28 protein-coding genes are annotated in these 23723 nt (G+C 41.4%); 5 read left to right on the top strand and 23 right to left on the bottom strand.

The genetic code is table 11. The annotated features are described in order from the left end of the window. Positions 1–52: 52 nt before the first annotated feature. From H70737_RS13125 to H70737_RS13115, 3 genes are all read right to left on the bottom strand, one after another. On the bottom strand, positions 53–613 hold the full coding sequence (locus H70737_RS13125) for a YeeE/YedE thiosulfate transporter family protein (RefSeq protein WP_231573440.1): 561 nt from the start codon (positions 611–613) through the stop codon (positions 53–55). A gap of 22 nt (positions 614–635) precedes the next feature. After that, the gene (locus H70737_RS13120; protein WP_036678256.1) at positions 636–863 is read right to left on the bottom strand and encodes a sulfurtransferase TusA family protein; all 228 of its coding nucleotides are present in this window, start codon (positions 861–863) and stop codon (positions 636–638) included. A gap of 65 nt (positions 864–928) precedes the next feature. After that, complete coding sequence (locus tag H70737_RS13115; protein ID WP_042187846.1) at positions 929–1618, bottom strand: YeeE/YedE thiosulfate transporter family protein; 690 nt, start codon at positions 1616–1618, stop codon at positions 929–931. Between the two features lie 174 nt (positions 1619–1792). Here H70737_RS13115 and H70737_RS13110 point away from each other — a divergent pair, with 174 nt between their 5' ends. Then, on the top strand, positions 1793–2677 hold the full coding sequence (locus tag H70737_RS13110; protein WP_042187844.1) for a LysR family transcriptional regulator: 885 nt from the start codon (positions 1793–1795) through the stop codon (positions 2675–2677). 2 nt (positions 2678–2679) lie between these two features. Here H70737_RS13110 and H70737_RS13105 read toward each other — a convergent pair whose 3' ends face one another. The 9 genes from H70737_RS13105 to H70737_RS13065 form a co-directional block, all read right to left on the bottom strand. Beyond that, positions 2680–2895: a sulfurtransferase TusA family protein gene (locus tag H70737_RS13105; RefSeq protein WP_042187842.1), complete on the bottom strand. Its 216-nt coding sequence runs from the start codon at positions 2893–2895 to the stop codon at positions 2680–2682. A gap of 33 nt (positions 2896–2928) precedes the next feature. Further along, the gene (locus H70737_RS13100; protein ID WP_231573439.1) at positions 2929–3363 is read right to left on the bottom strand and encodes an NUDIX hydrolase; all 435 of its coding nucleotides are present in this window, start codon (positions 3361–3363) and stop codon (positions 2929–2931) included. Then, positions 3354–4247 carry a PhzF family phenazine biosynthesis isomerase gene (locus tag H70737_RS13095; protein WP_042187841.1) on the bottom strand — a complete coding sequence of 298 codons (894 nt, stop codon included), beginning with the start codon at positions 4245–4247 and terminating at the stop codon, positions 3354–3356. The genes H70737_RS13100 and H70737_RS13095 overlap by 10 nt, the downstream gene beginning before the upstream one ends. A 43-nt stretch (positions 4248–4290) precedes the next feature. Next, positions 4291–5031, bottom strand: a complete 741-nt coding sequence (locus H70737_RS29790; protein ID WP_052404273.1) for a DUF5071 domain-containing protein — start codon at positions 5029–5031, stop codon at positions 4291–4293. Between the two features lie 115 nt (positions 5032–5146). Further along, entirely contained in the window at positions 5147–5677 is a 531-nt protein-coding gene (locus H70737_RS13085) for a ClbS/DfsB family four-helix bundle protein (protein WP_042193828.1), read from the bottom strand. 69 nt (positions 5678–5746) lie between these two features. Next, positions 5747–6604, bottom strand: a complete 858-nt coding sequence (locus H70737_RS13080) for a S66 family peptidase (protein WP_042193826.1) — start codon at positions 6602–6604, stop codon at positions 5747–5749. A gap of 20 nt (positions 6605–6624) precedes the next feature. Continuing rightward, positions 6625–7260: a pyridoxamine 5'-phosphate oxidase family protein gene (locus tag H70737_RS13075; RefSeq protein ID WP_042187839.1), complete on the bottom strand. Its 636-nt coding sequence runs from the start codon at positions 7258–7260 to the stop codon at positions 6625–6627. Positions 7261–7271: 11 nt separating this feature from the next. Then, complete coding sequence (locus H70737_RS13070; protein ID WP_042187837.1) at positions 7272–8033, bottom strand: class I SAM-dependent methyltransferase; 762 nt, start codon at positions 8031–8033, stop codon at positions 7272–7274. Beyond that, complete coding sequence (locus H70737_RS13065) at positions 8030–9016, bottom strand: phosphotransferase (protein ID WP_052404272.1); 987 nt, start codon at positions 9014–9016, stop codon at positions 8030–8032. The genes H70737_RS13070 and H70737_RS13065 overlap by 4 nt, the downstream gene beginning before the upstream one ends. 147 nt (positions 9017–9163) lie before the next feature. Here H70737_RS13065 and H70737_RS13060 point away from each other — a divergent pair, with 147 nt between their 5' ends. Together H70737_RS13060 and H70737_RS13055 are read left to right on the top strand one after the other, a co-directional pair. Continuing rightward, a complete protein-coding gene (locus H70737_RS13060) occupies positions 9164–9658 on the top strand; it encodes a hypothetical protein (protein ID WP_042187835.1) in 495 nt (164 codons plus the stop codon). A 97-nt stretch (positions 9659–9755) separates the two neighbouring features. Then, positions 9756–10514, top strand: coding sequence for a hypothetical protein (locus tag H70737_RS13055; protein ID WP_042187833.1), 759 nt, complete (start codon positions 9756–9758; stop codon positions 10512–10514). A 70-nt stretch (positions 10515–10584) separates the two neighbouring features. Here the strand turns inward: H70737_RS13055 and H70737_RS13050 are convergent, their stop codons facing one another. The 4 genes from H70737_RS13050 to H70737_RS13035 form a co-directional block, all read right to left on the bottom strand. Next, positions 10585–11058 (bottom strand): GNAT family N-acetyltransferase, encoded by a 474-nt coding sequence (locus H70737_RS13050; protein WP_042187831.1) that lies wholly within the window; start codon positions 11056–11058, stop codon positions 10585–10587. A 24-nt stretch (positions 11059–11082) separates the two neighbouring features. Continuing rightward, a complete protein-coding gene (locus H70737_RS13045; RefSeq protein ID WP_042187829.1) occupies positions 11083–11778 on the bottom strand; it encodes an HAD family hydrolase in 696 nt (231 codons plus the stop codon). A gap of 78 nt (positions 11779–11856) precedes the next feature. Further along, positions 11857–12903: a Gfo/Idh/MocA family protein gene (locus H70737_RS13040; RefSeq protein WP_042187827.1), complete on the bottom strand. Its 1047-nt coding sequence runs from the start codon at positions 12901–12903 to the stop codon at positions 11857–11859. A gap of 18 nt (positions 12904–12921) precedes the next feature. Further along, on the bottom strand, positions 12922–13809 hold the full coding sequence (locus H70737_RS13035) for a sugar phosphate isomerase/epimerase family protein (protein ID WP_042127341.1): 888 nt from the start codon (positions 13807–13809) through the stop codon (positions 12922–12924). 123 nt (positions 13810–13932) lie between these two features. Between H70737_RS13035 and H70737_RS13030 the strand changes: the two genes are divergently transcribed. Continuing rightward, positions 13933–14817: a helix-turn-helix domain-containing protein gene (locus H70737_RS13030; protein ID WP_042187825.1), complete on the top strand. Its 885-nt coding sequence runs from the start codon at positions 13933–13935 to the stop codon at positions 14815–14817. A 64-nt stretch (positions 14818–14881) separates the two neighbouring features. On the opposite strand, the gene H70737_RS13025 is transcribed toward H70737_RS13030, so the two are convergent. The 6 genes from H70737_RS13025 to H70737_RS13000 all read right to left on the bottom strand — a co-directional run bounded on the left by H70737_RS13025 (position 14882) and on the right by H70737_RS13000 (position 20929). Then, positions 14882–15709, bottom strand: a complete 828-nt coding sequence (locus H70737_RS13025) for a hypothetical protein (RefSeq protein WP_042187823.1) — start codon at positions 15707–15709, stop codon at positions 14882–14884. Between the two features lie 75 nt (positions 15710–15784). Then, positions 15785–16888: a Gfo/Idh/MocA family protein gene (locus tag H70737_RS13020; RefSeq protein WP_042187821.1), complete on the bottom strand. Its 1104-nt coding sequence runs from the start codon at positions 16886–16888 to the stop codon at positions 15785–15787. A 20-nt stretch (positions 16889–16908) separates the two neighbouring features. After that, positions 16909–17631: a ThuA domain-containing protein gene (locus tag H70737_RS13015; protein ID WP_042187819.1), complete on the bottom strand. Its 723-nt coding sequence runs from the start codon at positions 17629–17631 to the stop codon at positions 16909–16911. Between the two features lie 49 nt (positions 17632–17680). Next, positions 17681–18841: a Gfo/Idh/MocA family protein gene (locus H70737_RS13010; RefSeq protein WP_042187817.1), complete on the bottom strand. Its 1161-nt coding sequence runs from the start codon at positions 18839–18841 to the stop codon at positions 17681–17683. Position 18842: 1 nt separating this feature from the next. Beyond that, entirely contained in the window at positions 18843–19943 is a 1101-nt protein-coding gene (locus H70737_RS13005) for a LacI family DNA-binding transcriptional regulator (protein WP_042187815.1), read from the bottom strand. A gap of 110 nt (positions 19944–20053) precedes the next feature. After that, entirely contained in the window at positions 20054–20929 is an 876-nt protein-coding gene (locus tag H70737_RS13000; protein WP_042187813.1) for a LysR family transcriptional regulator, read from the bottom strand. Between the two features lie 129 nt (positions 20930–21058). Between H70737_RS13000 and H70737_RS12995 the strand changes: the two genes are divergently transcribed. Next, positions 21059–21952: a DMT family transporter gene (locus H70737_RS12995; RefSeq protein ID WP_042187811.1), complete on the top strand. Its 894-nt coding sequence runs from the start codon at positions 21059–21061 to the stop codon at positions 21950–21952. An 84-nt stretch (positions 21953–22036) separates the two neighbouring features. Here H70737_RS12995 and H70737_RS12990 read toward each other — a convergent pair whose 3' ends face one another. Further along, positions 22037–23536: a DHA2 family efflux MFS transporter permease subunit gene (locus H70737_RS12990; protein WP_042187809.1), complete on the bottom strand. Its 1500-nt coding sequence runs from the start codon at positions 23534–23536 to the stop codon at positions 22037–22039. Positions 23537–23723: the final 187 nt, after the last annotated feature.

Below are 23723 nucleotides of genomic sequence, written 5' to 3'. Positions count from 1 at the left end.
TAATAAAATAGGCTGACTCTCGTCAGCGCTACAAGCTCAGCCTATTTCACTTTTACATAAAGAATTTGGCTAATAATTTACTGCCTATAAATGCGCCAACCAGCAGGAACAATCCAAATATCCATCCTGAAAGCGATAAGGAAGCTATAGCCGTAAACAATGCACCAATATTACATCCATTAGCCAGTCTAGCTCCGTACCCCATGAGCAATCCGCCAAGTACCGCTGCTACAACCTGCTTTTTGGACTTAATTTTCTTAAGCTTGAACTCGGAAGCAAACAATGTCGCTGCTAATGCACCTAAGATAATCCCTACATTTCGAATGGACCCACCATCATTTAAAAATCCGGAAGATAATGTTTTTTGAGCTTTCTCCGTACTAAAGTAAGCCCAGTTATCTACATTTCCTCCTACCAGTCGATACGCCCAAGCTCCCCAGTCCGCGAAGGCGCTGGTTACTCCCCATCCTTTTGAGAAAACAGCCAGATGTGCTGTAGCGAACACAGCGAGAAGTACAGCTCCAGTTACATAAGTAAACGGTTCTTTGAGCAATTGCTTGTAAAAGCGGTTAGACGATATCTTCAACCAGAATTCGTTCACCGTTTCCTTCACCGTCCTTTCCTAGTAACCGATCTTATTTTACCTTCTCAATAACAACTTCCCATTCGCCATCATCAACCTCTTCGATTTCCACATTATGTCCCTGTTTTCTCGCCCATTCTGGAACGTTCTTCATTGCGCAGCTATGATCAATAGCTACTACTAGTACATCACCTACATTGAGTTCAGTCATTTTCTTTTCTGTTCTCATTAACGGAACCGGACAAGCTTCTCCCATGCAATCAAGTGTAAATTCAGCCATTTTAAAAACCACCTTTATATTTTTTTGGAATAACAATAGTGAAAATATTCACGTGATAATCTAAACTAATCTGCGCTTCCCATCTTTTTCTCTTGCCATTTAACAGCTGCAATGTATAACAGAAGAATAATCAGGAACTGAACAACCAGTGCTCCAAGCCAACCAAAGACGTCTGGTAAAAATACAGTTGGTGCATCCTTTATAACGTTAGCTCTCCACCAACCCATATCATGTGATCCCCAAAGTGAACCAATGACAAAAAACACAAGTGAAAGCATCTGCATCGTGAATCCTTCACCTACACGCATTAATGTACCCGAAGCGCATCCACCCGCGATAACCATGCCAATTCCGAATAATACAGCACCAATGATCAAAGCTAAGCTGATCTGACCCACATTGTCCATCCCAGGAATCGGTTTACCTTCCAGGAACGCTGGATACTTAATGGCTGTAAATCCGATCGTAGCGAGAGAAAATGCAATCAGAACCGCTCTTGTAACTGATGTGCTGCCTGTAATACAGGGATCTCTAAGTGATGCAGTAAAGCAGAAACGTGATCTTTGTAAAATAACGCCAAACGAAATACCGAAAAGCAGGTAGACAACCATTTTATCGTGGGAATGGTCTAGGAAAAAACCAAACCCAATAATGAGAGCTGTGACCAGCAACGCGATGGGCAACTGACTCTTTTTAGGTTTTCTAGGAGCTCTGGTTCGGGTTGATCTCGTTTCGGGACTTACGGTTTGCCCCATAGTCTAACACCTCCATCGTTTTTATGTAATTGACTATGTGAAAATAGTAACATACTTATTTGTGCTGTGGTTATCTGCTTTCTTTATGCTGTATAAGTGTTACTAATGGCACAGATGGAGCGTAATCAAGTATGCTATAGTGTGCACTAACAGCGGGCAACAGGAGGAATAGGTATGAATATGGAAACGCTTAAATTATTTTTAGATATCGCATCGTTAAAAAGTATATCTAAAGCCGCTCAGAAATCTCATATCACCCAATCCGCACTTAGTCAGCAGTTGAAATCATGGGAGAATACCCTAGGTTCTGAACTTTTTGTGAGAAGTAATAAAGGCGCTAGCCTAACCGAAGCAGGGATTATTGCGGAGAAGTACGTGGAGCAAATCTGTAAATTGTATGATGATATGATCACAGAAATCAATCATTTACAGCCAACACAACAAGAGCTGTCTATTTATGCAATTCCGGAGGTCTGTAATTATGCTCTCCCTTGTACCTTGTATGAGGTAAAAAAACATTTTCCCAATTGCCATATCACTTTAAATGAAGGGGCATCGTCCTTAGTAGAAGAACGTTTACTTCTTGAAGAAGGTGATATCGGGTTTATTTCCGGTCCCTCTCCAAAATCCGAATTAAGGTCACATATGGTATTTTCAGATCAAGTTATGTTGGTGGCAAGCAATACGACCGTTTGCCCTGATAAAATCACATTGACTGAGCTCCCGAATTATCCTTTAATCTGGTCCTCACAGCTTCATTGTGTGCAAAGAGCTTTGAATGCAGTGTCAGTGGGCGAGCTTAAATTAAATATACTCTTTAATCTAGACTCTCTTGAGGCGGTAAAGCTTGCTGCCATTAGAGGACATGGTCTCGCCTTTCTCCCTTATATGTCCATAAAAAAAGAGTTGTATAGTAAACAACTCAAGATCATTCCTATTGATCAGTTCCAGGTCAATAACGATGTCTACATGATAAAGAAACAAAATCAGCGCTGTCACAACGATACGAAACAATTAGTTCGATATATTGAAAAGACTTTAATAGATACTTTGTGTTGAGCCTAAACCTCAATCGTAATTTCCCATACTCCATTAATCACTTCTTGAATGGAACATTTTAGATTTGAACCACGACAGTAATCCGTGATAGAAACTTTTGCGCAGCTATGATCAGTAACTAGCATTACCTTTTCACCCTTCTGAATGGCTTTTTGATGTTTTTTTAACATCATTACTGGTACTGGGCAGATTTCACCCAGACAATCAATTTCAATCATGAAGCTGCCTCCATTCCTTAGATCATTAAAGTTCTAATAATGACCCAGCATTATTTTCTTCACAAAAGGGGTTAAAGCAAGGTTGTTTAGTTGTTTGATTTCTATCCACTGTGCCCCATCAGAGTCTTGTCCGTCTCCATCAGTCTTAAGCTCAAAGTTCACATCTAATAATGAAACATTATATATGATCCCTATATGGTGTAATTCTTCTAACTGGGTATCACTGTATGGATAAATTAACGTATAGGAAATGGAATCATGAAGCAATCCTTTTAAACTTGTAATTCCGGTCTCTTCCCAAAACTCCCTCTTAAGGGCCTCATACGGCTCCTCTCCAAACTCAATAGAACCCCCTGGAAAGTCCCACTTCCCCGTATGAGGGCCTCTTGCTTTCTTAATTAGTAATACTTTATCGTTCTTCACTAAGACTCCATACACTCCAAGATGAGTATGTTTTATCATCTCCATAAATCCACCTCCCCCACAAACACCGCAGTTCCAGAAATAAACACATCCATTTCACCGGATTCATTTCGATATACTTCTACGTTCACCTTGCCGTCCCTACCCATTTCCAAACCCTGTTCCACATCAAATTTTATCGAGTCCAAATGCGGATTAATATATTTTAAATAAAAAGCCCCCATGACTCCCGATGCTGTACCTGTTACTGGATCTTCAACGGTTCCCGAAAAAGGCGATGAGAAATGTCTGGCATGCATTAAAGCGTGCGGATCAAGCGTTTGGAGTGAAAATGGGTGTACAGATGCTTTTGGAACCTGCGTTAAAATCTCCGGAAACAACGAGTTAATCGGTTTCATTTTATTAAAGCTATCTATTCTCTTAATCGGGACTAATAGAGTCCATGCGCCAGTACAGCCATAAACAGTAGGCAGATCCTCTTCTATCTCATCAAGGGTTAAACCTATGGCGTGTGCAAGGTTCGCTCTATCGCCGTTAAATTCAATAAACTTCGGTTGATTTTGCTTCATTTTTATTAGTAAGTGATTATTGTTGTCCATACTGAATTGGATGGGTAGCACACCCACGTTTGTTTCGATCTTTATCGAGCTAGCCTCTCCAAGAATACCCTTTGTTTTTAAAGCAAATAAAGATGCCATTGTAGCATGTCCACAAAGATTGATCTCATGGCCTGGCGTAAAATACTTAAGCCTTAAATCAGCTACATCTGATGGGACTACAAAAACTGTTTCGTTAAATCCGACCTTATGAGCTATTGATTGCATTTCACTTTCGCTTAAATGATCAGCTTCTAACACGACTCCCGCAGGATTCCCTTTGTTCGGATAAGGCGAAAAAGCATCATAATGAAGCACTTTGATGTTGTTCACTGGTAAGTCTCCTTTCAATTTATTTCAGTAAAGCTTGATAACATCATGAAGTGAGAAACTCAGCTGTAAAGATTTCTATTTCTCTTAAAACTTCTTGGCGCTTTGATATCGAATTACATATATAAAAACGTTCTTTATTGTGCTCATGAAACTGTTTAATTACATTAGGCTGCATATTGAAGAATTCTTTATAAAGAGCTTCACAATCAATTTCAGGATGAGTATCATGAAGTTCCTTGAGTTCAAATACAAGGACATCTTTTTTGCGCTGGATTATTTCACAGACCACATCTTTTGCGTATATACCGTGAGTTAATAAGATTCTTAATGCCGAAAGATCATTGGCTTTTTCCTGTGAAATCTTAATTAATTCTGCTTGTATCTGTAGGATTTGTACCGTATTCCAATGATCAATTAAATCATTAAAAATCCTGTACACCCATTCTTCATCATCACTGTGTTGATTTAGTACATCTTTTACATATGGAATCATCGGATCCCCTATTTCAAGTAAAAAAACAGCTATTTCCCCCGCACCTGGCCAATTTATATCTTGTATCCATTCAAGTAAACCCGACAATATGCTTTTCACACGTGGATATCCTAAACGTATGACTGTTTCAGCCGCTCCATCCCAATAGTCTTTTGATATAGGTTGTACTAATAAATGCAAATCTTCATCCTTTATGTATTGTAGCTTATTAATTACATCTTCCTTTTCTTCTTCGGATAAATTCCATGATAACTTTTCGATTAAACTCGATATGTCTTCTATTACATCCACCTTCTCATCATCATTTCGTCATCATTGCAAGCTTCATGGATAACCTAATCGGTAGTGCAGGATTTCCCATCTGCTTCAGAGATTTCTTCTCTTAGGCAGGGGCTTGGGTCTGTTCTTATAATGTTGAGCTGTTTAGATTGAGCTTTTTCCACTTACGAATCTTAGAACGAAAAGTCTTAAACGGTGCTACTGAATTAATATGAATCCATTTGATCATAGGCCATCTCGGATTGTTTCCTGTCCATTTCCGCACGCCTTGCGTAAAAAGTTCTTCATCACTTAAAGAATCAATCCAGCTCTGCCACTGATGTTCTGTCTCTTGAAATAAAGATCTTAACTCGTCTAATGAGTAGGCAGCATATGTATGATAAAACGATTGATATAATCCGCCAAGCTGATTCCATTTATAATCCGGTGAAGGTGTAATAACGGTTATCTCTGCTTTTTCATCCTTATCCCATTTCATAACAAGATTCAACCAGCCCAATTGATAGGCAAGGATTTCTGCTGGAGTACGATCGACGCCTTCCATACGAGTGTCTTTTTGAGCATTCTCAATGCCCTCAAATTCAAGATCGAGAGATAGATAGGCAGTATGTATAGCATTTTTCAATACCTCTTTAGATGGGTAGTCGTGTGTGGACATCATAACTCTCTCTGACTCCTCTCTTATCAACATAAATCACCTTGAAAACCAATCATCCACCTTTAGCTCTTATAAAGTAATATTCTCACCCACAACAATACACTTACTGTCACTACCATGCCCGATCTCGTCCGTCTTCACGATAGGAATCCCGCTGATTTCCTTCAAGTACGCTTCTACGATTGAAAATTCATTATAGCTCTCAAGCTCAGTAAACGACCCAAGAATCACTCCAGCACATTTATCAAAAGTTCTAACTTGCTGAAGCTGAGCAAGTAAAGAGACGATTTTGTTAGCTCTGCCACTTAAACTCTCTAAGAATAAAATCTTGTTCGAAGGGTCTGGAAAATAACTTGTTCCTGCCAGCTTCATATAACATCGAATATTGCCACCAATTACAATCCCACTCATCTGGTTCCCACGGACCCAATGAAAGTCGAAATCGTAAAGATCGTTATGTCCTTCGAAAAATGTTCGATAGAAAGCAGCTTGCTGCTCCGCCCCATCAGAAGATACGAGATTCATCAACTGATAGTGATAGGATTTTGAATTACTTTGTGTATGTAAAGCGTTCAAAATAACGGACAAGTCACTCATTCCGAAAAAAGGCTTCGGATGCAATCGAATATTATCGTAGTCGATATATTCCAAGATCTGGTTCGCGGAATCCCCACCTGAAATATCAAAAATCGCAAAAATTTCATCATTATTAAATAGACGATTCAACTCCGTTGCTCTTTCCTTAGGATTGCCACTGAAATAACCATCTCTTCTAAACAAGGTGTTAGACATTACTACCTCTAGACCAACCGAGTTCAGAATTCTAATTAATTCTTCTACTTTAGGCAGGTTCTCCACTCTCACACCATCAGAACAAGCGATAAGTCCTACTTTATTCCCTGGAGTGAGTTTTAAAGCTTTGCTCATCTTAGTTAATCCTTTCATTTCTAATATAACCGATTCTCATAGCTATCCTTTAATCCCTTTGATACATCCTCTTGAGAAATCCCAAGCTCTTTTGCATGTTCTGCTATGATAACCGAAGGTTTAGGCAGCTCTGCTTTCAATGGCCAATACGTATCATCCCATAGATGTGATCTTTTAAAAGCTTTAGCACAATGCATATAACACTCTTCCACTTCAACGGCAATGCCCAATTTCGGCAGTTTACCTTGAGCCTCCATATGAACCATTATTTCTTGATCTTTGATAATCCTTGCATGTCCATTTATTCTTAAAGTTTCTTCAAGACCGGGAATAATAAATATCAAACCCACTTTTGAATTTAAAAGGATGTTACGCAAAGAATCAAACCGTCGATTACCAGGTCGCTCAGGAATCACTAAATGTTTGTCGTCTAACACATATACAAAACCTGCAGCATCCCCACGCGGAGATACATCACAATTGCCAGCTGAATCACTTGTTGCTATAAAGAGTAACGGTGATTTGGATATATAATCTCGGCAATGATGATCGATGAAGGTTATACTCTTGTTGTTTACCAATTCACTGGGATACCCATACATTGACCTTAACTCTTCTTCAGAGTCTATAACTTCTTTGAAAATGTTATGGTTCATCTTTCTCCCTCCTACTTTCGCAGTTTAAAAACCAAAAAATCGCTGCAACGAAAATCCTCTTCAAAAGACGGATACTTCGCAAGCATTTCAGCAGAGGGCTTCGGTTCAATCATTTCTTCGATTTGAAAGCCAGCCCGTACAATCGTATTTACATAACTGGATAACGTCCTATGAAAAATCAAAAACTTTTCCTCTTGATCTATTGGGAAGTTCTGATTATAAGTGCCCTCGTAAAAATAATTATCTACTTTCCAATAAAGCTTCTCTCCAGTATCCGACTTCACCCACCCGCTACCAGGGGTTACAAAGCAAGGATGTGGAATTGAGAATATAAACGTCCCTCCATCGACTAACAACCGATACATTTCATGAATCGCCATCTCATAATCGGATAAATCATGAATCACCATGTTAGAAACGATGAGAGCATAACTCTCCTTCTGGAGAAAGCTGAGATCTTCACAATTGCCATGATAGAAGTTTATCTTTAATTCCTCTGGTGATTTACTCTTGGCTATCGTTATCATGTTCTGCGAGTAATCAACGCCAGTGACTGAGGCACCTGCCCTAGCTAACATTCTGCTTAAATATCCTTCACCACAGCCTGCATCTAGCACCTTCTTATTTTCAACAGAACCCATGAGACTGAATAAAGCTGGATTCAAAAAAATTTCTCGATGGATATCCCCGTTTTCGCCGTACGAAGTTGAGATTAGTTCTGCGTATCTATCCCATCTTTTTATGGCTTCTTTACTGCCCAATTCATCATTCATTTGATCACCTCTAAATTTCTAAAATAATCCATTTTACTGTCGATAAATCCATTGTCAAAGTCAGCTGCACCAATAAGCTCACCTTCACTGAAACATAAAGCAAATAACCAAAGCTGTCTAAGCGCAACGAACATAGGAACAGCACTAATATCATTGTCACTGAGATTTCTTAAACTTTTATATCCATTTAAAAATGCTGCCCATAACCGTTCTACTTCATCTTTATCATGGCCACTATGAATCTCTCTTGCCAATCTAAACTCTGCGATATCATAGGCTCTCCATCCGTAACCACAAATATCGAAATCATAATGAGTTAATTTCCCTTCGTCCGTGAAAGTCACATTCGTATTCCCATGCAAATCGCCATGGCAGATGCCCCAGTCGAGCCCCGCTTCCAGATATACTTCAATCTGTGCTTTTAATTGTATGGCCAGGTCATACAGGAATTGATAATCCTCTTGTCGATGGTTCATATGCTGTTTGATCGTATGAAGCGGTTTCTCAATTAAATGTTCAAAATCAAGCTTACCTCTTACATGTGCACTCTTAAAGTTGTCCGTAGCTGTGTGAATTTGTGCAACTGACTGACCAAATAAATAGCTGTCTTCTACCGCATGAATAGGCTTTTCATTTCCTACAGCAAAACTAAACATAACGCCATACTTCACACCCTCAGGCACCAAAAATTCATTAAATATGATCCCATCTTTTCGAGGAATAGGAATGGAGACGTTTACACCTTTTTCGTGCAAATCGTTCAACAATTCTAATTCAAAATCAATCTCCGATCTACTCCGTCTATCCGCACGATAAACACGAAAGATGTATTTTTCCAATGCCGTTTCTAAGATGTATGTATCGTTCATGCCTCTAAGAAAATACTGCAGCTGTACTGGTTCTGGAATCTCATAATGCTCTTTAATATGTAATAATAATGCGTCTGTTGCCAACAGTGAGTATGTAATAGGAAAAAAAATCAAGTGTATCCCATCCCTTTAGGTTATTGATAGTAATACTTACACCATACCATATTTAGGGAATTGAATCATTTCCTTCTTGAATTCGCGAAACCAATGTATGGTAATATAAGTATAATAATACAGAATCAATTACATGGAGGTGTTCGAATGCGTAAATCACCGTTGATCTTGAGTATGATTTTATTATCCCTAACGTTAATTATGGGCTGTAGTTCAGAAGTGGATGATGCCACTAAAGCCGCTGAGAAGTACAAAAATGTTGAATATACCATTAAGGTTTCTGATGATTTATTTTCAGAGGAATCCATTCTAGCCCGAAATGAAGAAATGAAACCGTACTTTACTGAATACTATACCGAAAAAGCTATAGGAAGCCGAATCACAACTATCCCTTTTCAAATCGCTAATAAACAAAAGCTTTCTTTAAAACCAGATAATCTAAAGTTCACCCTTTCCGAACAAAAGAAAAATATTGTTGAGTTAAAATATACTTGTGATCTTGTTATGTTGGATAAGGATGACAAAGAAAGTAAACGTGTCCCTTTGGAGGGAATACTGACTATGTTTGATGTGGATGGTCAATGGTTAGTGCAAGGAGATCGTTTTGACTCGGAGGCTTTAATGAAATTGATTTATGACTAATCACCCTTCATATACCATATTATTACTGGAACATATTGTCTAACAATAGTAATATTAATTTCCAGTACATAGTAATATGATAAGGAGCTAATGAGTCATGAAACGAACTGCATGGATCATAGTAACATTACTTTTATTATCGGGGAGTATTCCAATTACTGCGTCAGCAAAAGCAGCAACTGCAAAATCATGGAAGACACTTTACTCTGAGTATATCAAGAAAACGTTAATGGATGCTACTAGAGATAGTTCTTATGACGGTGACTTCAATTATTTCACTTTAGTAGATTTGAACTTTGATGGTACTCCTGAACTTATACAGGGGTATTCTTTACGATTCATTCAGCCCATCAACACTGCTCTAACCGTCCAAAATGGAAAAGTCATTCCATTCAATTATCAAGGAAAACTGAAGGATATTTCAGAGGGTATATTTAATGTAGGTATGGGTGGATTTCTACCACGCGATGAAAATCGTGGCCTGCATCTCTATAAGAACAAAAAAGATGGAACATTACGTTATATCGCTTTTGTAGATGGCAGCGGTTCGTACAATTCTAATTTGCAGGTTTTCGAGATTAGTTTCCAAGGAACCAAATTTAATGACAAAGAGATATTCTTGGCCGACATTCCAGATCAAGAAAAAACGGATGATTTGCCAAGCTATTATGTAAATCAAAAAGAAGTGAATAAATCCGCCTATGATAAGGCGTATAAGCAATATTTTTCAAACTTGACGTTAGTACCAAGTAAAGTTATCACTGCAAACTATACAGACCTGTTTAATAATGAAGTTAACAAATTCGTTCCAAATGGAATCGCTAATTTTATAAATCGTTATTCTTCATCCAAATAAAGCTTGTTGATTGATCCTCCTTCATTAGATAAAAAAGCAGACTGCTCACCATAGCAATCTGCTTTTTTGATTAAATTAGCTTTTTACTCATCCGATAATTAACTAAGTGTACTCCTTTTCGTTCTACACTTTGTTTCATCATAAGCTGGTATCCCTGTCGTTCAAAAAAGGGTCTAGCTGTAATACTTGCTTCGGTATCCATTTCATGAAGACCAAGCTCTCTCGCCTTCATTTCAAGCTTGTTCACGAGAGCAGAGGCTACGCCTTGGCCTTGGAAATCTTTGTGGACATAAAGACGATCCAAATGTCCTTCCAACGTCATATCCGAAAAGCCAACTATGTACCCGTTAATTTCGGCTACATAAGTAATATTTTGACGTAAAGAAGTGCTCCAAGCATCAAGTTTGAGGGTCTTTTCCTCTTTAGGTGCCCAAGCATTAAGCTGTTCTTGTGAATAGTCTTGTTTGTTTACGAAATGAACTGTCTCATAGAACAATGAGATAAGCTGACTAATATCCGATTCTTGATAAGCTCTAATTTCCATTGTGTGTTCTCCTTGCTGGCATTGCTACAACCCCACTACATCTTTAAGCTCCAGAAGAGAACTAATCATATAGTTAGGCTTGAGGTCTTTAGGAACCTCTATATTCTGGCGATTGTAATAGCAGAAGTCAATGTCAGAATTCACAGCACCATGGTAATCATCTTGTAAAGAATCCCCAACGAACAGCACTTCATGATTGCTTAGCTGTAGATCTATTAAAGACATTTCAAAAATCCTTTTATCAGGTTTTCGGATGCCTACCTCATCAGAGATCATTATGGATTTGAATATTTCATAGATCTTACCGGCTTGCAGTCTTTTTCTTTGTGCCTCACTGATCCCATTGGTGATAATCCCCAGAGCATACTTATCTTTAAATGAAGTTAAGATCTGTTCCGCTCCTTCTTCAAAATAACAGGAATTGCAAAAATAATCCCAATAAGTATCTGACAGTTTGCTATGAAAAAGTTCCTCCTGTTTAAGAGTGTCTCTAAAAGAATACCTCAATACCTCTCCTATAGTCTTCACCTCACCACCACCCACAAAGTTCATCCAATGGCGAAAATTATGACCGGAAAACTCTCCATAAAATAAAGACCACGCCTCAATATCTTCTACAAAGAGATTATGATCGTTACAGGTTCTTTTCATCGCTTCGATTTCACAAGTACTATAATTTATTAATGTATTATCTAGATCAAATATAATGGCTTTGTACATAATATCCTCCCCGAATAATGTTCTTATCTATCATAACATGAACATTAAAGTTTGGATAAAATTAACAAAAAGTTTTGATCACTCTGAGGTACTCATGAACTCTACTAGATCAATTTTCTGACCTGTTTTAGCACTTTCCAGCGCTCCAAATACCATTGCCATACTATACCGATTATCTCTACAATTCGTCTCTGCTGAACGCTCTTCTGCTAGGGACAGGAACATTTCCTCCAAACATCCTTGATGGAAGGTTTTGTCCATATCAACAGCTTCTCCATTTACACGCTCAACATCACGAATAAATTTATCACTCTGATCTCCTGCTACGACTACCTCTGCATACGGCATGTCATGACCATCCCAAATCGCAGTTCCTTTTTCCCCATTCAGACGCCAAGCTGCTTCCCAAGAGGTAGAGGCACCTTCTGCACACCAAGACCCCTGATAAGTAAATACAGATCCGTCCGACATCTCAAAGATACACACTGCCGACGCATTCCCCTTATACCATGATCCGGGAGGATTAAACTCCTGACAGTAAACGGAAATCGGATTGGCTCCACTAATAAATCGGGCCTGATCAAAGGTATGAATCGCCATATCCAGCAGCAGAGGACTTTCCATGACATCACGGAACCCTCCGAAATGAGCGCCGAGGAAAAAGCTAGAACTGATGTATCCTACTCTACCAATGGTGTCAGACTCGATTAAGTTGCGTAAAGAACGAATACGCGGATCATATCGGCGATTTTGCATCACAGCATGAGCTTTTCCGGTTCTTTCTGAGATCTCAACAATCTTAGTGCACTCTTCCATAGTCTCGGCCAGTGGTTTCTCACTAAACACATTACATCCGAGTTCTAATGCAGTGCTAGAAATGCTGTAATGGCTTCCCGGAACTGTAACGTCAAACACAAGATTAGCTCCAGTCGCCTGAATCGCTTCTTTAATGTCAGTAAACGTTAGACAGGAAATCTCATGCTTTGCCGCCATCGCTTGTGCTGACTCCAATCGTATATCTACAAGAGCAACAATCTGAGTATCTGAACGTGATAAAGCGTATTCAATCCAGGCGTTAGCCATTCCTCCGCAACCTGCAACCGCTACACGGTACTGAGCTGTCATCATTCTCCCCCTCTATGGTTACAGCGGATTAGGTACAAAGCTACCGCCCCGGCATTGTTTCAAATAATTTAAAGCATGTACTTGTCCCATCATTTCCAGCTCATCCCGATAAACAGGATCATGCCAGCCTTCAATATCAATCGTACCTTTATAACCTGCCTGACGCAAAATAGAAATAACATCAGTCCAGTTCGTATCTCCAAAGCCGGGAGTACGGTGCCATACATAAGGATTGGGGCCATGAATTCCATATTCTTTTACGATATCCCAAGCGATGGTGGCATCCTTACCATGTACATGGAAGATCTTATCTGTCCATTTACGAAGCTGCGGAATCGGATCAATCAATTGGACCATCTGATGACATGGCTCCCATTCGAGTCCTATATTATCAGCAGGCACAGCATTGAACATCTTTTCCCAAGCTAATGGATTGTGAGCAATATTCCAGTCACCTGATCCCCAGTCTCCACCCATGGAACAGTTCTCGAAAGCAATTCGCAAACCGCGATCCGCTGCTCTTTTGGACAACTCTCCAAACACCTCGGTGAACTTCGGAATAGATTCATCAATGGATACCCCTGGTAACCTTCCTGTAAAACCTGATACCATATCCGTTCCGAACAAATGAGCATGATCAATCAGTCGCTCCCAGCTCGCGATTGCATCGGAATTATCACCAGTATTCGTCAAAGGATTGCCGAAGATCCCAACAGATGAGATCACGAAGTCATGTTCTGCTGCAAGCTCTTGCACACGCTTTCCAGTTTCCACGAGATCTGTTTCCCCTGTTGTTTGCCAGAAGGTTAAGCTAAAAGATTCAAATCCATGTCCTACAATTTGTGGAATCACTCTTACAGCGTCGCCGCCGCCTACTAATGTTCCAATTCGCATTGTATCCTTCATCTTGTGACCACTCCAATATTGGTTTATAGTAAGTGCTACAACCCGAGTATATACTGCTTCTGAGCTTAAAACTCTTATTATCTTGTGTTTATATAGTCGTATCTTGTGGGAGTTGAGTGATTTATGAGTTACCCTAATGATCTTAAAGAATATCCTCAATTAGAAGAAAAAACGTATCCATTCCGATTATTTTTTAATGAATGCAAGAACGCAAAGATCGGTCAGAATATCCTGTATTTACACTGGCACGAGCATTTCGAAATCATCATTATGCAAGAAGGCAGCGCCATTTTTCACATAGACAGCAAGCCCTATGAACTGCATGCCGGAGAGGTATTGTTTGTTCCCTCTGGAGGATTGCATGTTGGGTACAGTCTGCGGGATGATCATGTTCGTTTTATCTCCGTCGTATTCCATAGTTCTTTATTTAAGGATTGGAAGCAGGATCCTCAGCATGAGCAGTTTGTAATCCCTTATTTAGAGAATCGTTATCAGCTGCCGGTCAAACCTGCAGAGCTTGTTCCGACCTGCTCCACATATTTTTCTCTTCTGGATACCATCGTTGATGAAGTACTGCAGAAGGGACCTGCTTTTCAACTGGTCATCAAGAATCAACTGCATTTACTCTTTGTGCTGCTCTCTCGCACCTTTCTACCTGAACAAGTATCCGGTAGAACGAATGAGCGGCACTCCTTTAATCGCGAACGTTTTAAGCCACTTCTAGAGTACATGGAGAATCATTTCGATGACAAAATGACCGTAGAAAGCGCCGCAAGATCCGTAAATCTAAATCCATATCATTTCTGCAAAACCTTTAAGAAGCTAACAGGTCGAACCTTCATCGATTATGTTAATCTTTGCCGAGTAAATGAAGCAGAGCGATTGCTGCTCGAGACCAATTTTACAGTGACTGAGATTGCAGGTAGAGTCGGCTGCGACAATCCCAATTATTTTACCAAGCTGTACAAGCAGTATAAAGGGATTACCCCTTCAGGGGTTCGAAAATAGGCGATTCTCTCTATTCACGAAAAATAGCACCGTTTGCCTCTCCCAAACGGTGCTGGCTATTGGATTATTCCGTAGCATTAAGCTGTAACCTCCGCACACTTGCAAGCGCGGGAAAAGATTCATCCACCATACCGGTACTCCATAGCTCAACCTGCTGTCCAACCTTCAAATCCTTAAAGCTAATCGATTCTCCAGCTTCATTAAACAATGTTGACTTCTGATTGAATGAGAACCAGTAAGAGGGATCTTCCATGCCAGGTTCAAGGATGAGAATCCGCTTCGCCTGTTTGGTATCGATATCTACGATTTGACCTATTACATGTGGTTCGCCTAGCTCTGAAATGTCGTAGGTCAACATATCCGGAGCGATCCATTTTTCTATCTCAAGTATGGCCGTGTCAGCATAATCAGATGGAATTGTGATCGTTACTTTATTACCAATCGTGTCCACACCGGAACCGTATAGATTAAGCTTCTGGTAGAGTTCTTGCTTATGCAAAAGTTCTTGTGCAGCTAATAACTCTTGCATCGAATATTTAACATCATGGAGCTCATAAGTACCTGCCGCGAAAGTCTGAGCAAACCGCTGCTCAATCTGCGAGTTCAAACCCACTATATTGATATGAACCTTATTATCCTGTAGATAGATATCTCCGTTAGGAATCTTCTGAGCGGATAGGAAAGCTTTAATCGCTTCAGGATCACTGGAGTAAAGTACTTTTTCAGCTTTAGGATCTTCTATTCCAGCGCTCGCAGTAGGCAAGATATCTGGAGTTGCAGTAATTGCAGCAGCTGGAGCCGGCTCCTTATTCGATTGTTGATCTTCTGAACAACCAATTATGAAAAGAATAACAACTGAAATCCATATCCAGCCACCAAGCCTCTTACGCATCCTTGTCACTCCCTCACTCTTTATCTTCTCAAACGGAGATTGGAAGTGATAGGTTGCAGATTCAGAATGAATTCTCTAATCTAATGTGTAAGGAGCGAGTCCAATCGGAAGAGCTTCAGGACGGGTGCAGGTACTCTTCATTTCGTAGAATGAATGAGCATCTGAAGAATCATGGAATGCCCACATCACTTCTAGTACATGATAAGCCAATTCTCCACTGGCACGGTGCTTTCTTCCCGTCCGAATGGCATAAGCCATATCCGCTGGACCAATTCCGCGCGTATTTTGATCATATCCAGATAACAGCGTTTGCTCTGTCCATTCATTCTCACCCATGAGCCGGAATTTCACCGGACCGCCAAAGTTATTAGGATCCGGCACTTGAATCGTTCCAAGTGTTCCGTAGATTTCTATATGTGGCAGGTTACTGCCGCCAAAGATATCAAAGCTTGTAATCAGCGTTGCAATGGCTCCATTCTCAAATCTTAATGTTCCGGCAACGTGAGTTGGAATTTGAACAGGAATTTTATTACCCGATTTCTTCTCACTTGTAATCGTGCGTTCGACTAGCGCTTTACCAGTCATCCCGCTAACCGTACGAATTGGACCCAATAACTGCACCAATGCTGTCAAATAGTATGGTCCCATATCGAACATTGGACCTCCACCAGCGGCATAGTAGAATTCTGGATCTGGATGCCAATGCTCATGTCCACGCCCCATCATAAATGAGGTAGCTGCAACGGGTTCGCCAATTACCCCCTCTTCGATCAGTTTCAATACGGTTTGGATGCCCGATCCAAAGAATGTTTCCGGTGCGCTGCCTACTAGTACGCCCTTTTCTCGAGCCGCTGACAGAACTTGGCGTCCTTCTTCTCTCGTCACAGCAAGTGGCTTCTCAACATACACATGTTTACCCGCTTCGATAGCTTTCAGGCATACATCCGCATGAACAGCTGGAATCGTCAGGTTGATAACGATCTCTATCTCCGGATCATTCAGTAATTGCTCTGTGGTGTAAACGCTTGGAATATTGTATTTATCGGCTTGTTCCTTCGCTCTCTCCAAGTCCAAGTCCGCACATGCAACTAGATCAAGAATCTCGAACTTCTGACAGTTCTCCATATATATGCTACTGATTTTACCGCATCCGATAATTCCTACTTTGACTTTATCCATTCGTTGATCGCTCCCAGAGATTATTGACTGTCTGCCATTCCGCTATAGCTACTACTAACCGCTGAAATTTGGGATTGTGCGCGAACTTTACCCTCGGCAGCCCATAGCAGTCCTCTGCGCATCATTTCCTTTACCTGTGGCATAGCTACAATATCGGCATGATGTCCGAGTGAATTATAATACACTCTGCCATGACCCCACCGTTTGGTCCAGGCTACTGGCATATCCACGGCTTTGTTGAAGGAATGTGGGCCTTCAACAACTGGAAAACGAGTCGTTGCAAGTACTTCTACAGCGGGATCTACATGCAGATAATATTGCTCTGAACAAACGGTGAAGTCTTCTAATCCTTCTACGAGAGGACTTGAGCTTTGGCAAATCTCTACGGTGTAGTTCACACCATCATTGCCGGGATGAGCTACCCATTGCCCCCCGGTCATAAACTGCCAATCCACATTATTTCGGAAAGAATCACACGTCCCGCCATGGCAACCCGCAAGACCCGTTCCGTTCTGAACAGCTGCCGAGACATTATTCACAAGATTCTGTTCGATTGTACCCATCGTCCATACCGGAACGATCAAATCTAGTTCAAGAAGCTTCTCCGCATCGGCAAAAGCCTCAAGTGTATTCGATACCTCAACTTCAAATTGTTCCTCTTGCAGTACCTTAGCGAATATATCAGCTACCTGTTCAGGCTCATGACCATCCCAACCGCCCCATACTATCAATGCTTTTCTCATCTTTCGCACTCCTTCTAATAGAGATTGTTCAAACACGCATTTTTGTTGATTACATCTCAGAGATATCGACCCACCGGCGCTGTTCAATAGAGCGTTCTACCGCTTCTAACACAGCTTGGCATTTCACTCCATCATGGAAATTAGGTACAGGCTGACGTCCTTCTTCAATCGCGTTAGAAAGCTCCAACATTTCGTGAATAAACGTATGTTCAAAACCAATCGTATGACCCGGCGGCCACCAAGCCTCCGCATATTCATGAGCAGGGTCCGTTGCCAGCACACGCCGAAAGCCCTGTACATCCTCAGCATCTGAGGTTAAATAAACCTCGAGTTCATTCATTCGCTCGAAATCAAATTTCACACTGCCAAGGCTTCCGTTGATCTCAAAAGAATTGGTAGAGCGATGACCTGCTGCGAATCTTGTAGCTTCAAAACTACCTAAGGCACCGTTATCAAAACGGGCTAAAAACAATGTGGCATCATCTACAGTTACCTTGCCCTTAGGAGCATCCTTATCCCCTTTGGCACTTAATCCGGTCATTTCAGCAGCAAGTGGACGTTCTTTAATGAAGGTCTCACTCATACCGATTACTTCCTTCACATCACCTACTAAGAAATGTGCCAGATCAATGAGATGCGCACCCAAATCACCATGTGAGCCTGAACCCGCAATCCCCTTCTGCAATCTCCACACTAACGGGAACTCCGGATCAATAATCCAGTCTTGTAGAAACCAAGCCCGAAAATGATAGATCTTCCCAAGCCGCCCGCTCTCTACTAGCTTCTTAGCAAGTCTAACCGCCGGTGAAAAGCGATAATTAAAACCAACCATATGTGTAACCCCTGCATCTTCAGCGGCTTGCAGCATTTCACGAGAATCCGCTAAGGTCAGTGCGAGTGGTTTTTCACAAAAAATATGTTTACCAGCTTTGGCTGCTGCCAGAGCAATCTCCTTATGTGCATTACTAGGGGCATTTATATCAATAAGATCGACATCCTCACGAGCGATTAGATCTTTCCAATCCGTAACACAATCCGACCATCCTAACTGAGTGCCAGCCTCTGCAAGCGCTTCGGCATTCCGTCCACAAATCACAGACATCTCAGGTTTAAGCGCTTTCGGGAAAAACATTGGCAAACTGCGATAAGCATTACTGTGCGCCTTACCCATAAATTTATAACCGATCATTCCAATGCGAAGCTGTTTCATCTTATTCCTCCTCAGATTTCTTAGATTTAGATGAAGCTCGTATTACTAGTTCAGTCGGTAATTTAATCTGGATAATTTGGGAGGGGGGTGATATTTCTGAGCGACTATTCCCGTGCAATTCTAATACCTTAGATACAGCAATTTCTCCTAGCTCATAAAAGGGAACACGCACACTGCTTAAGGCTGGTGTAGTAAGCTCAGCAGCATCTGAATCATCATAACCCACCATGGCTGGGATGCGATCTCTTGGGATGCCTAGTTCCTGTAGGCCTTGCTGCAATCCAATGGCCATTCGATCATTGGCCGCTACAATGGCATCAATCTCATTCAGCAGAGGCAACATCTTCTTGGCAGCAATAGCACCGCTTTTACGACTGAAGTTACCTTCGAATAGAAGTGATTCATCTAAAGGAAGGTTAGAATCCTCCAAAGCGCGCAAATAACCAGTTAAACGATCTCGGCTGTTCGAATAAGATGCTGGCCCGTTTAGAAAGGCAATCCTCGTAAAGCCCTGATCCAGTAAGTGCCTGACCGCTTGCCAGCTTCCTTCGAAATGATCAGCATCCACCTCGTGAAAAGCCTCTCCTTCAAAATGCTGATTAATCAGGCAAAACGGATGACCTTCCTCCTTCAAACGTCGAAGTGAGGCTAGCTCACCTGGATCCTCTTTAGCACCGAGTACAATACAAGCATCAATCTTCCGCATCTTAAACAATTCGTTATAGTCCACTCTCTCTTCGGCATTTCGAAACAGCATTAACAGATCATAACCCTCTTCTCGCGCCTTACTCCCAATTCCACTTAATATTTCTGAAAAATAATAAGTGGAGAACAAGCGTGCATTTGGCAAATAAGGCATTACTACACCAAGGTGCCCACTTCTTCTACGAGCAAAGCTCTGCGCGAGTGAACTAGGGGTATATCCCAGCTTGAGCGCAGCTGCCAACACACGTTCCTTCGTTTCTTCCTTGAGCGGGCCTACGTTGTTTAACACGCGGGAGACTGTGGCTTCTGAGACTCCGGCAAGCTCGGCAACCTCTTTACGGCTGGCGATAAAAACCCCTCCTACGAAAGCGCATTCAATAAATGTACGCGCGTACATTCTCTCATGAACAAAGTCCCTCGTCAACCCTTATTTTGGATATTCATTCATAATAAAACCCCTGAATTAATCAGGGGTTTTGCTCATTCTAAACGGTGTATTCTTAGGGTTCAGGGATGCCCCATCAACCACGCTTGTACATGCTTTAGGAACTTTTTAGTGGCGGGAGATGCGTATTTCATAGAATGTACAGCGATTCCAAGTGATCTGAAACTACGTTCTTCCAATTCAAGCATCGTTACATTATAATTCTGACGGGTTAATACAAGCTCTGGCAAAATACTAATTCCGAGTCCCTTCTCCACCATGGCCATAATGGCATAATCATCACCTGCTGAGAACTTAATATTCGGTTTGATGCCCGCCTTATCCAGTACACGCCTAACATCATAATCTGAACCTGCCTTCGGGATGATGAAATCCTCTTTAGCAATTTGGGATAAGGAGAGAAAAGGTTCTGCACTAAGCGGATTTTCTTTGGATACGATTCCTAACATCCGGTCCTTTTTTAAGGGAATCACTTCGAACTTCTCACGCGTAGGCAGAGAAATAAAACCACAGTCAACGACTCCAGCCTCGATCCATTGTTCAACCTCTAAATAACCACCTTCCATCAACCTGATTTCGATATAGGGGTATTCACTGCGAAATTGCTTAATCATTCCTGGCAGCCAATGCACGGATACACTGGTGAATGTTCCGATGGTAATGGTCCCAACCTCTAGCCCATGTATATCTGCTACTTCCTGCTTCAATTTTTCATTCCACTTCAGAATTTCACGGATAGGCTGTAGTACTTGCTCCCCGTTTACCGTCAATTTAACGCCAGATCTATTTCTAATTAATAACGTGAAACCAAATTCCATCTCCAAGCTACTAATCGTGTGGCTAATTCCAGATTGCGTAAAGCCCAGTACATCTGCTGCTTTTGTTAAGCTACCTAGCTCTACAACTTTTAGAAAAATCTCATACTTATTGATGCTCAACCTCTATCCCTCACCTTTTAAATTTACATAAGTTTTACTCATGTATCCTATGATAAACATTCAGTTACCTTATGTATAGAGCCGTATTATACTAAATTGAATTGAAAATGAAGAAGGATGGATGACGCGATGAAACCGCTCAAAGCTGAGCTGATGCTGTTAGTTGTAACATTATTTTGGGGTTCTTCCTACATATTTATGAAAATGGGGTTAGGTACGTTAGGCGAATTCAATCTGATTGCACTCCGCTTCGGACTTGCTTTTATATTAGCCACAGTGATCTTCCACAAACGTTTACGAAAAGTTGACATCAAAACATTGAAATATGGTGCTCTACTCGGATTCTTACTCCTCGGCGTGTTCACATGTATAACGTTCGGACTGAAGACTACGACAACCTCCAACGCTGGATTTTTAGTAGCCTTGACGGTCATATTTGTACCGATAATAGATCGTATACTTTTCAAAAAAAGAGTTGCACCTCCGCAAGTCTTTGGCTCCGTACTCGCTATAGCTGGCATTGGACTTCTTACATTAAATGCTACCTTAAAAATTGGACCAGGTGACTTCCTCTGTATTCTTTCGGCGGTGTTCTATGCGGTACAGATCTTATTTACAGGCAAGGCTGTAAAAGAGTGTGATTCACTGAATATTGGAATCTTACAGTTGGGTTTTGCCGGAGGGTTTGCTCTAGTGTTATCTGCGCTATTCGAGACACCTTCGCTTCCTTCGACCTTACCAGCATGGATTGCGATCCTCGCACTTGGGATTCTCTGTAGTGCCTGTGGCTTCATCCTACAACCCATTGCTCAAAAATATACTTCACCTACACGCACCGGACTGATCTTCTCCCTTGAGCCGGTATTCGCCGCGTTGTTTGGCTATTGGTTCGCCGCTGAAAAGCTATCGATACAAGGATATGCTGGTGCAGCTCTTGTTCTACTAGGCATTGTAGCATCGGAGCTACTCGGTAAAGTTACATTCAGCCCTAGGTGGGCTCAGAAGAAACCAGAACATCTATAGGATGATTTTCTCATGCAAAAAAGGCGTCGTTAGCTATACAAGCTGAACGACGCCTTTTTTTATTATCTAAGATTATCGTATAAATTAATGTCCCATCATCATTGCTGCATCTGCTTTCTGACTCTCTTCGGAGGAGGAATCATTCGAGGAAAGCTTTGGTTTGCGCAGGATAATACTCATAAGTACACCGACTACAGCTATACAACCAGATAGAAAAAATACATCATCAAAACCTAGAACTGCTGCTGATAAAGGATTACTTCCTGCTTTCAATGCTCCCATATGCACAGTAATTTGACTTGTCAGATAACCCGTCAAGCCTGCTACGGCAAAGGCCACAACCACCTGCTGTGCCGCTGCTGTAAGCGATGTGACCCGGCTCACCAATTCACGCGGCGCTGCATTTAGAACATGTGTATTGAGTGGCATCATCGCTATACCCATCCCAAATCCTAATAAAGCAAGATACATCATAATGGTGTTTAGACTTGTAGTCATCGAAATCCCAGACAGTAGGAATAGGGTAACTGTAATGATGCTCAGACCCACAAAAGCCAGCGGTCGTGCCCCTATCTTATCAAACAATTTACCACCAAGCGGCATGCCGATTACACAAGCTAAAGCTTGCGGAAGCAGAATCAGCCCCGTCTCTAGTGGTGTATAAGCCCGAATCTGCTGTAAGTATAGCGGCACGAACAGCATGGAACCAAACAGTGCGGCTTGCATGACCCATGTTAAAATAATGCCGCGGGTGAAATCTGAGGAGCGAAAGACGCGCAGATCCAGCAAAGGCTGTTTATGCCGCAGCTCAACGATTATAAATAGAATCAGTGCAACGCCCCCAACAGATAATCCAAGGATTGCTGGAGTCGATGACCAACTATTCGACCCACCTTCATTTACTCCATAAGCTAGCATGGAAAACGCAATCGGTGCCAGTATAATGCCAAGTATGTCGAGGTTGCCTTTACCGATCTTCTCCGTCTTGGGCAAATATTTAACACCAAGAATAATACCAACAATCCCAATCGGCACGTTAATCAGGAAGATCCAATGCCAGCTAACATATTCAACAAGCCATCCGGACAATATCGGGCCAAGTGCAGGTGCAAGCAGCATGGGAATCCCAAGCATTCCCATAATCGATCCTCTTCGTTCTGCTGGAGCTAACTTAAACACCATAGCCATCCCAATAGGAGCTACCATCCCCCCACCAAGTCCTTGGATCACACGAAAAATAACAAGCTGCGAAGAAGTTTGAGCCACAGAACATAACATGGAGCCGAGAATGAACAACGTGAGCGTCACCAGAAACACTTGTTTAGAACCGAAGCGATCTGTCATCCAGCCTGCGAGCGGTATTACAGCAGCTAAAGCTAACGTGTAACCTGTAATCGCCCACTGAATCGTTTTTAAATCTGAAGAAAAATAGTCCACCAGTTTGGGTATAGCCACATTCACGACGGTTCCATCCAGAATAACCATAATCATTCCGACGATAATAGCAAGAAGCGGGGGAAGGATCGCTCTTAGCGAGAAGGGCCGTTCTTCTGTCGGGCTACTCTGAGTAATTGATTTTGTCATCCAGTACTCCACTCTTTTCTCTAATTTAGTTAAATGCTTTAACAATTATTTCAAATTTTAATTTACCTTCGATGAATGTGAAAGTCAACAAATAAAACCCTTTTTTACAATAAAAATACATTGCAATCTCAGTATGTTTATTGAATCACAAAAAAGGCTATGCATGGCTCCAAGAAGAAATCTCTTC

The organism is Paenibacillus sp. FSL H7-0737, from assembly GCF_000758545.1.
GTDB lineage: Bacteria > Bacillota > Bacilli > Paenibacillales > Paenibacillaceae > Paenibacillus_AQ.
This window is presented reverse-complemented; position numbering and strand designations above follow the sequence as displayed.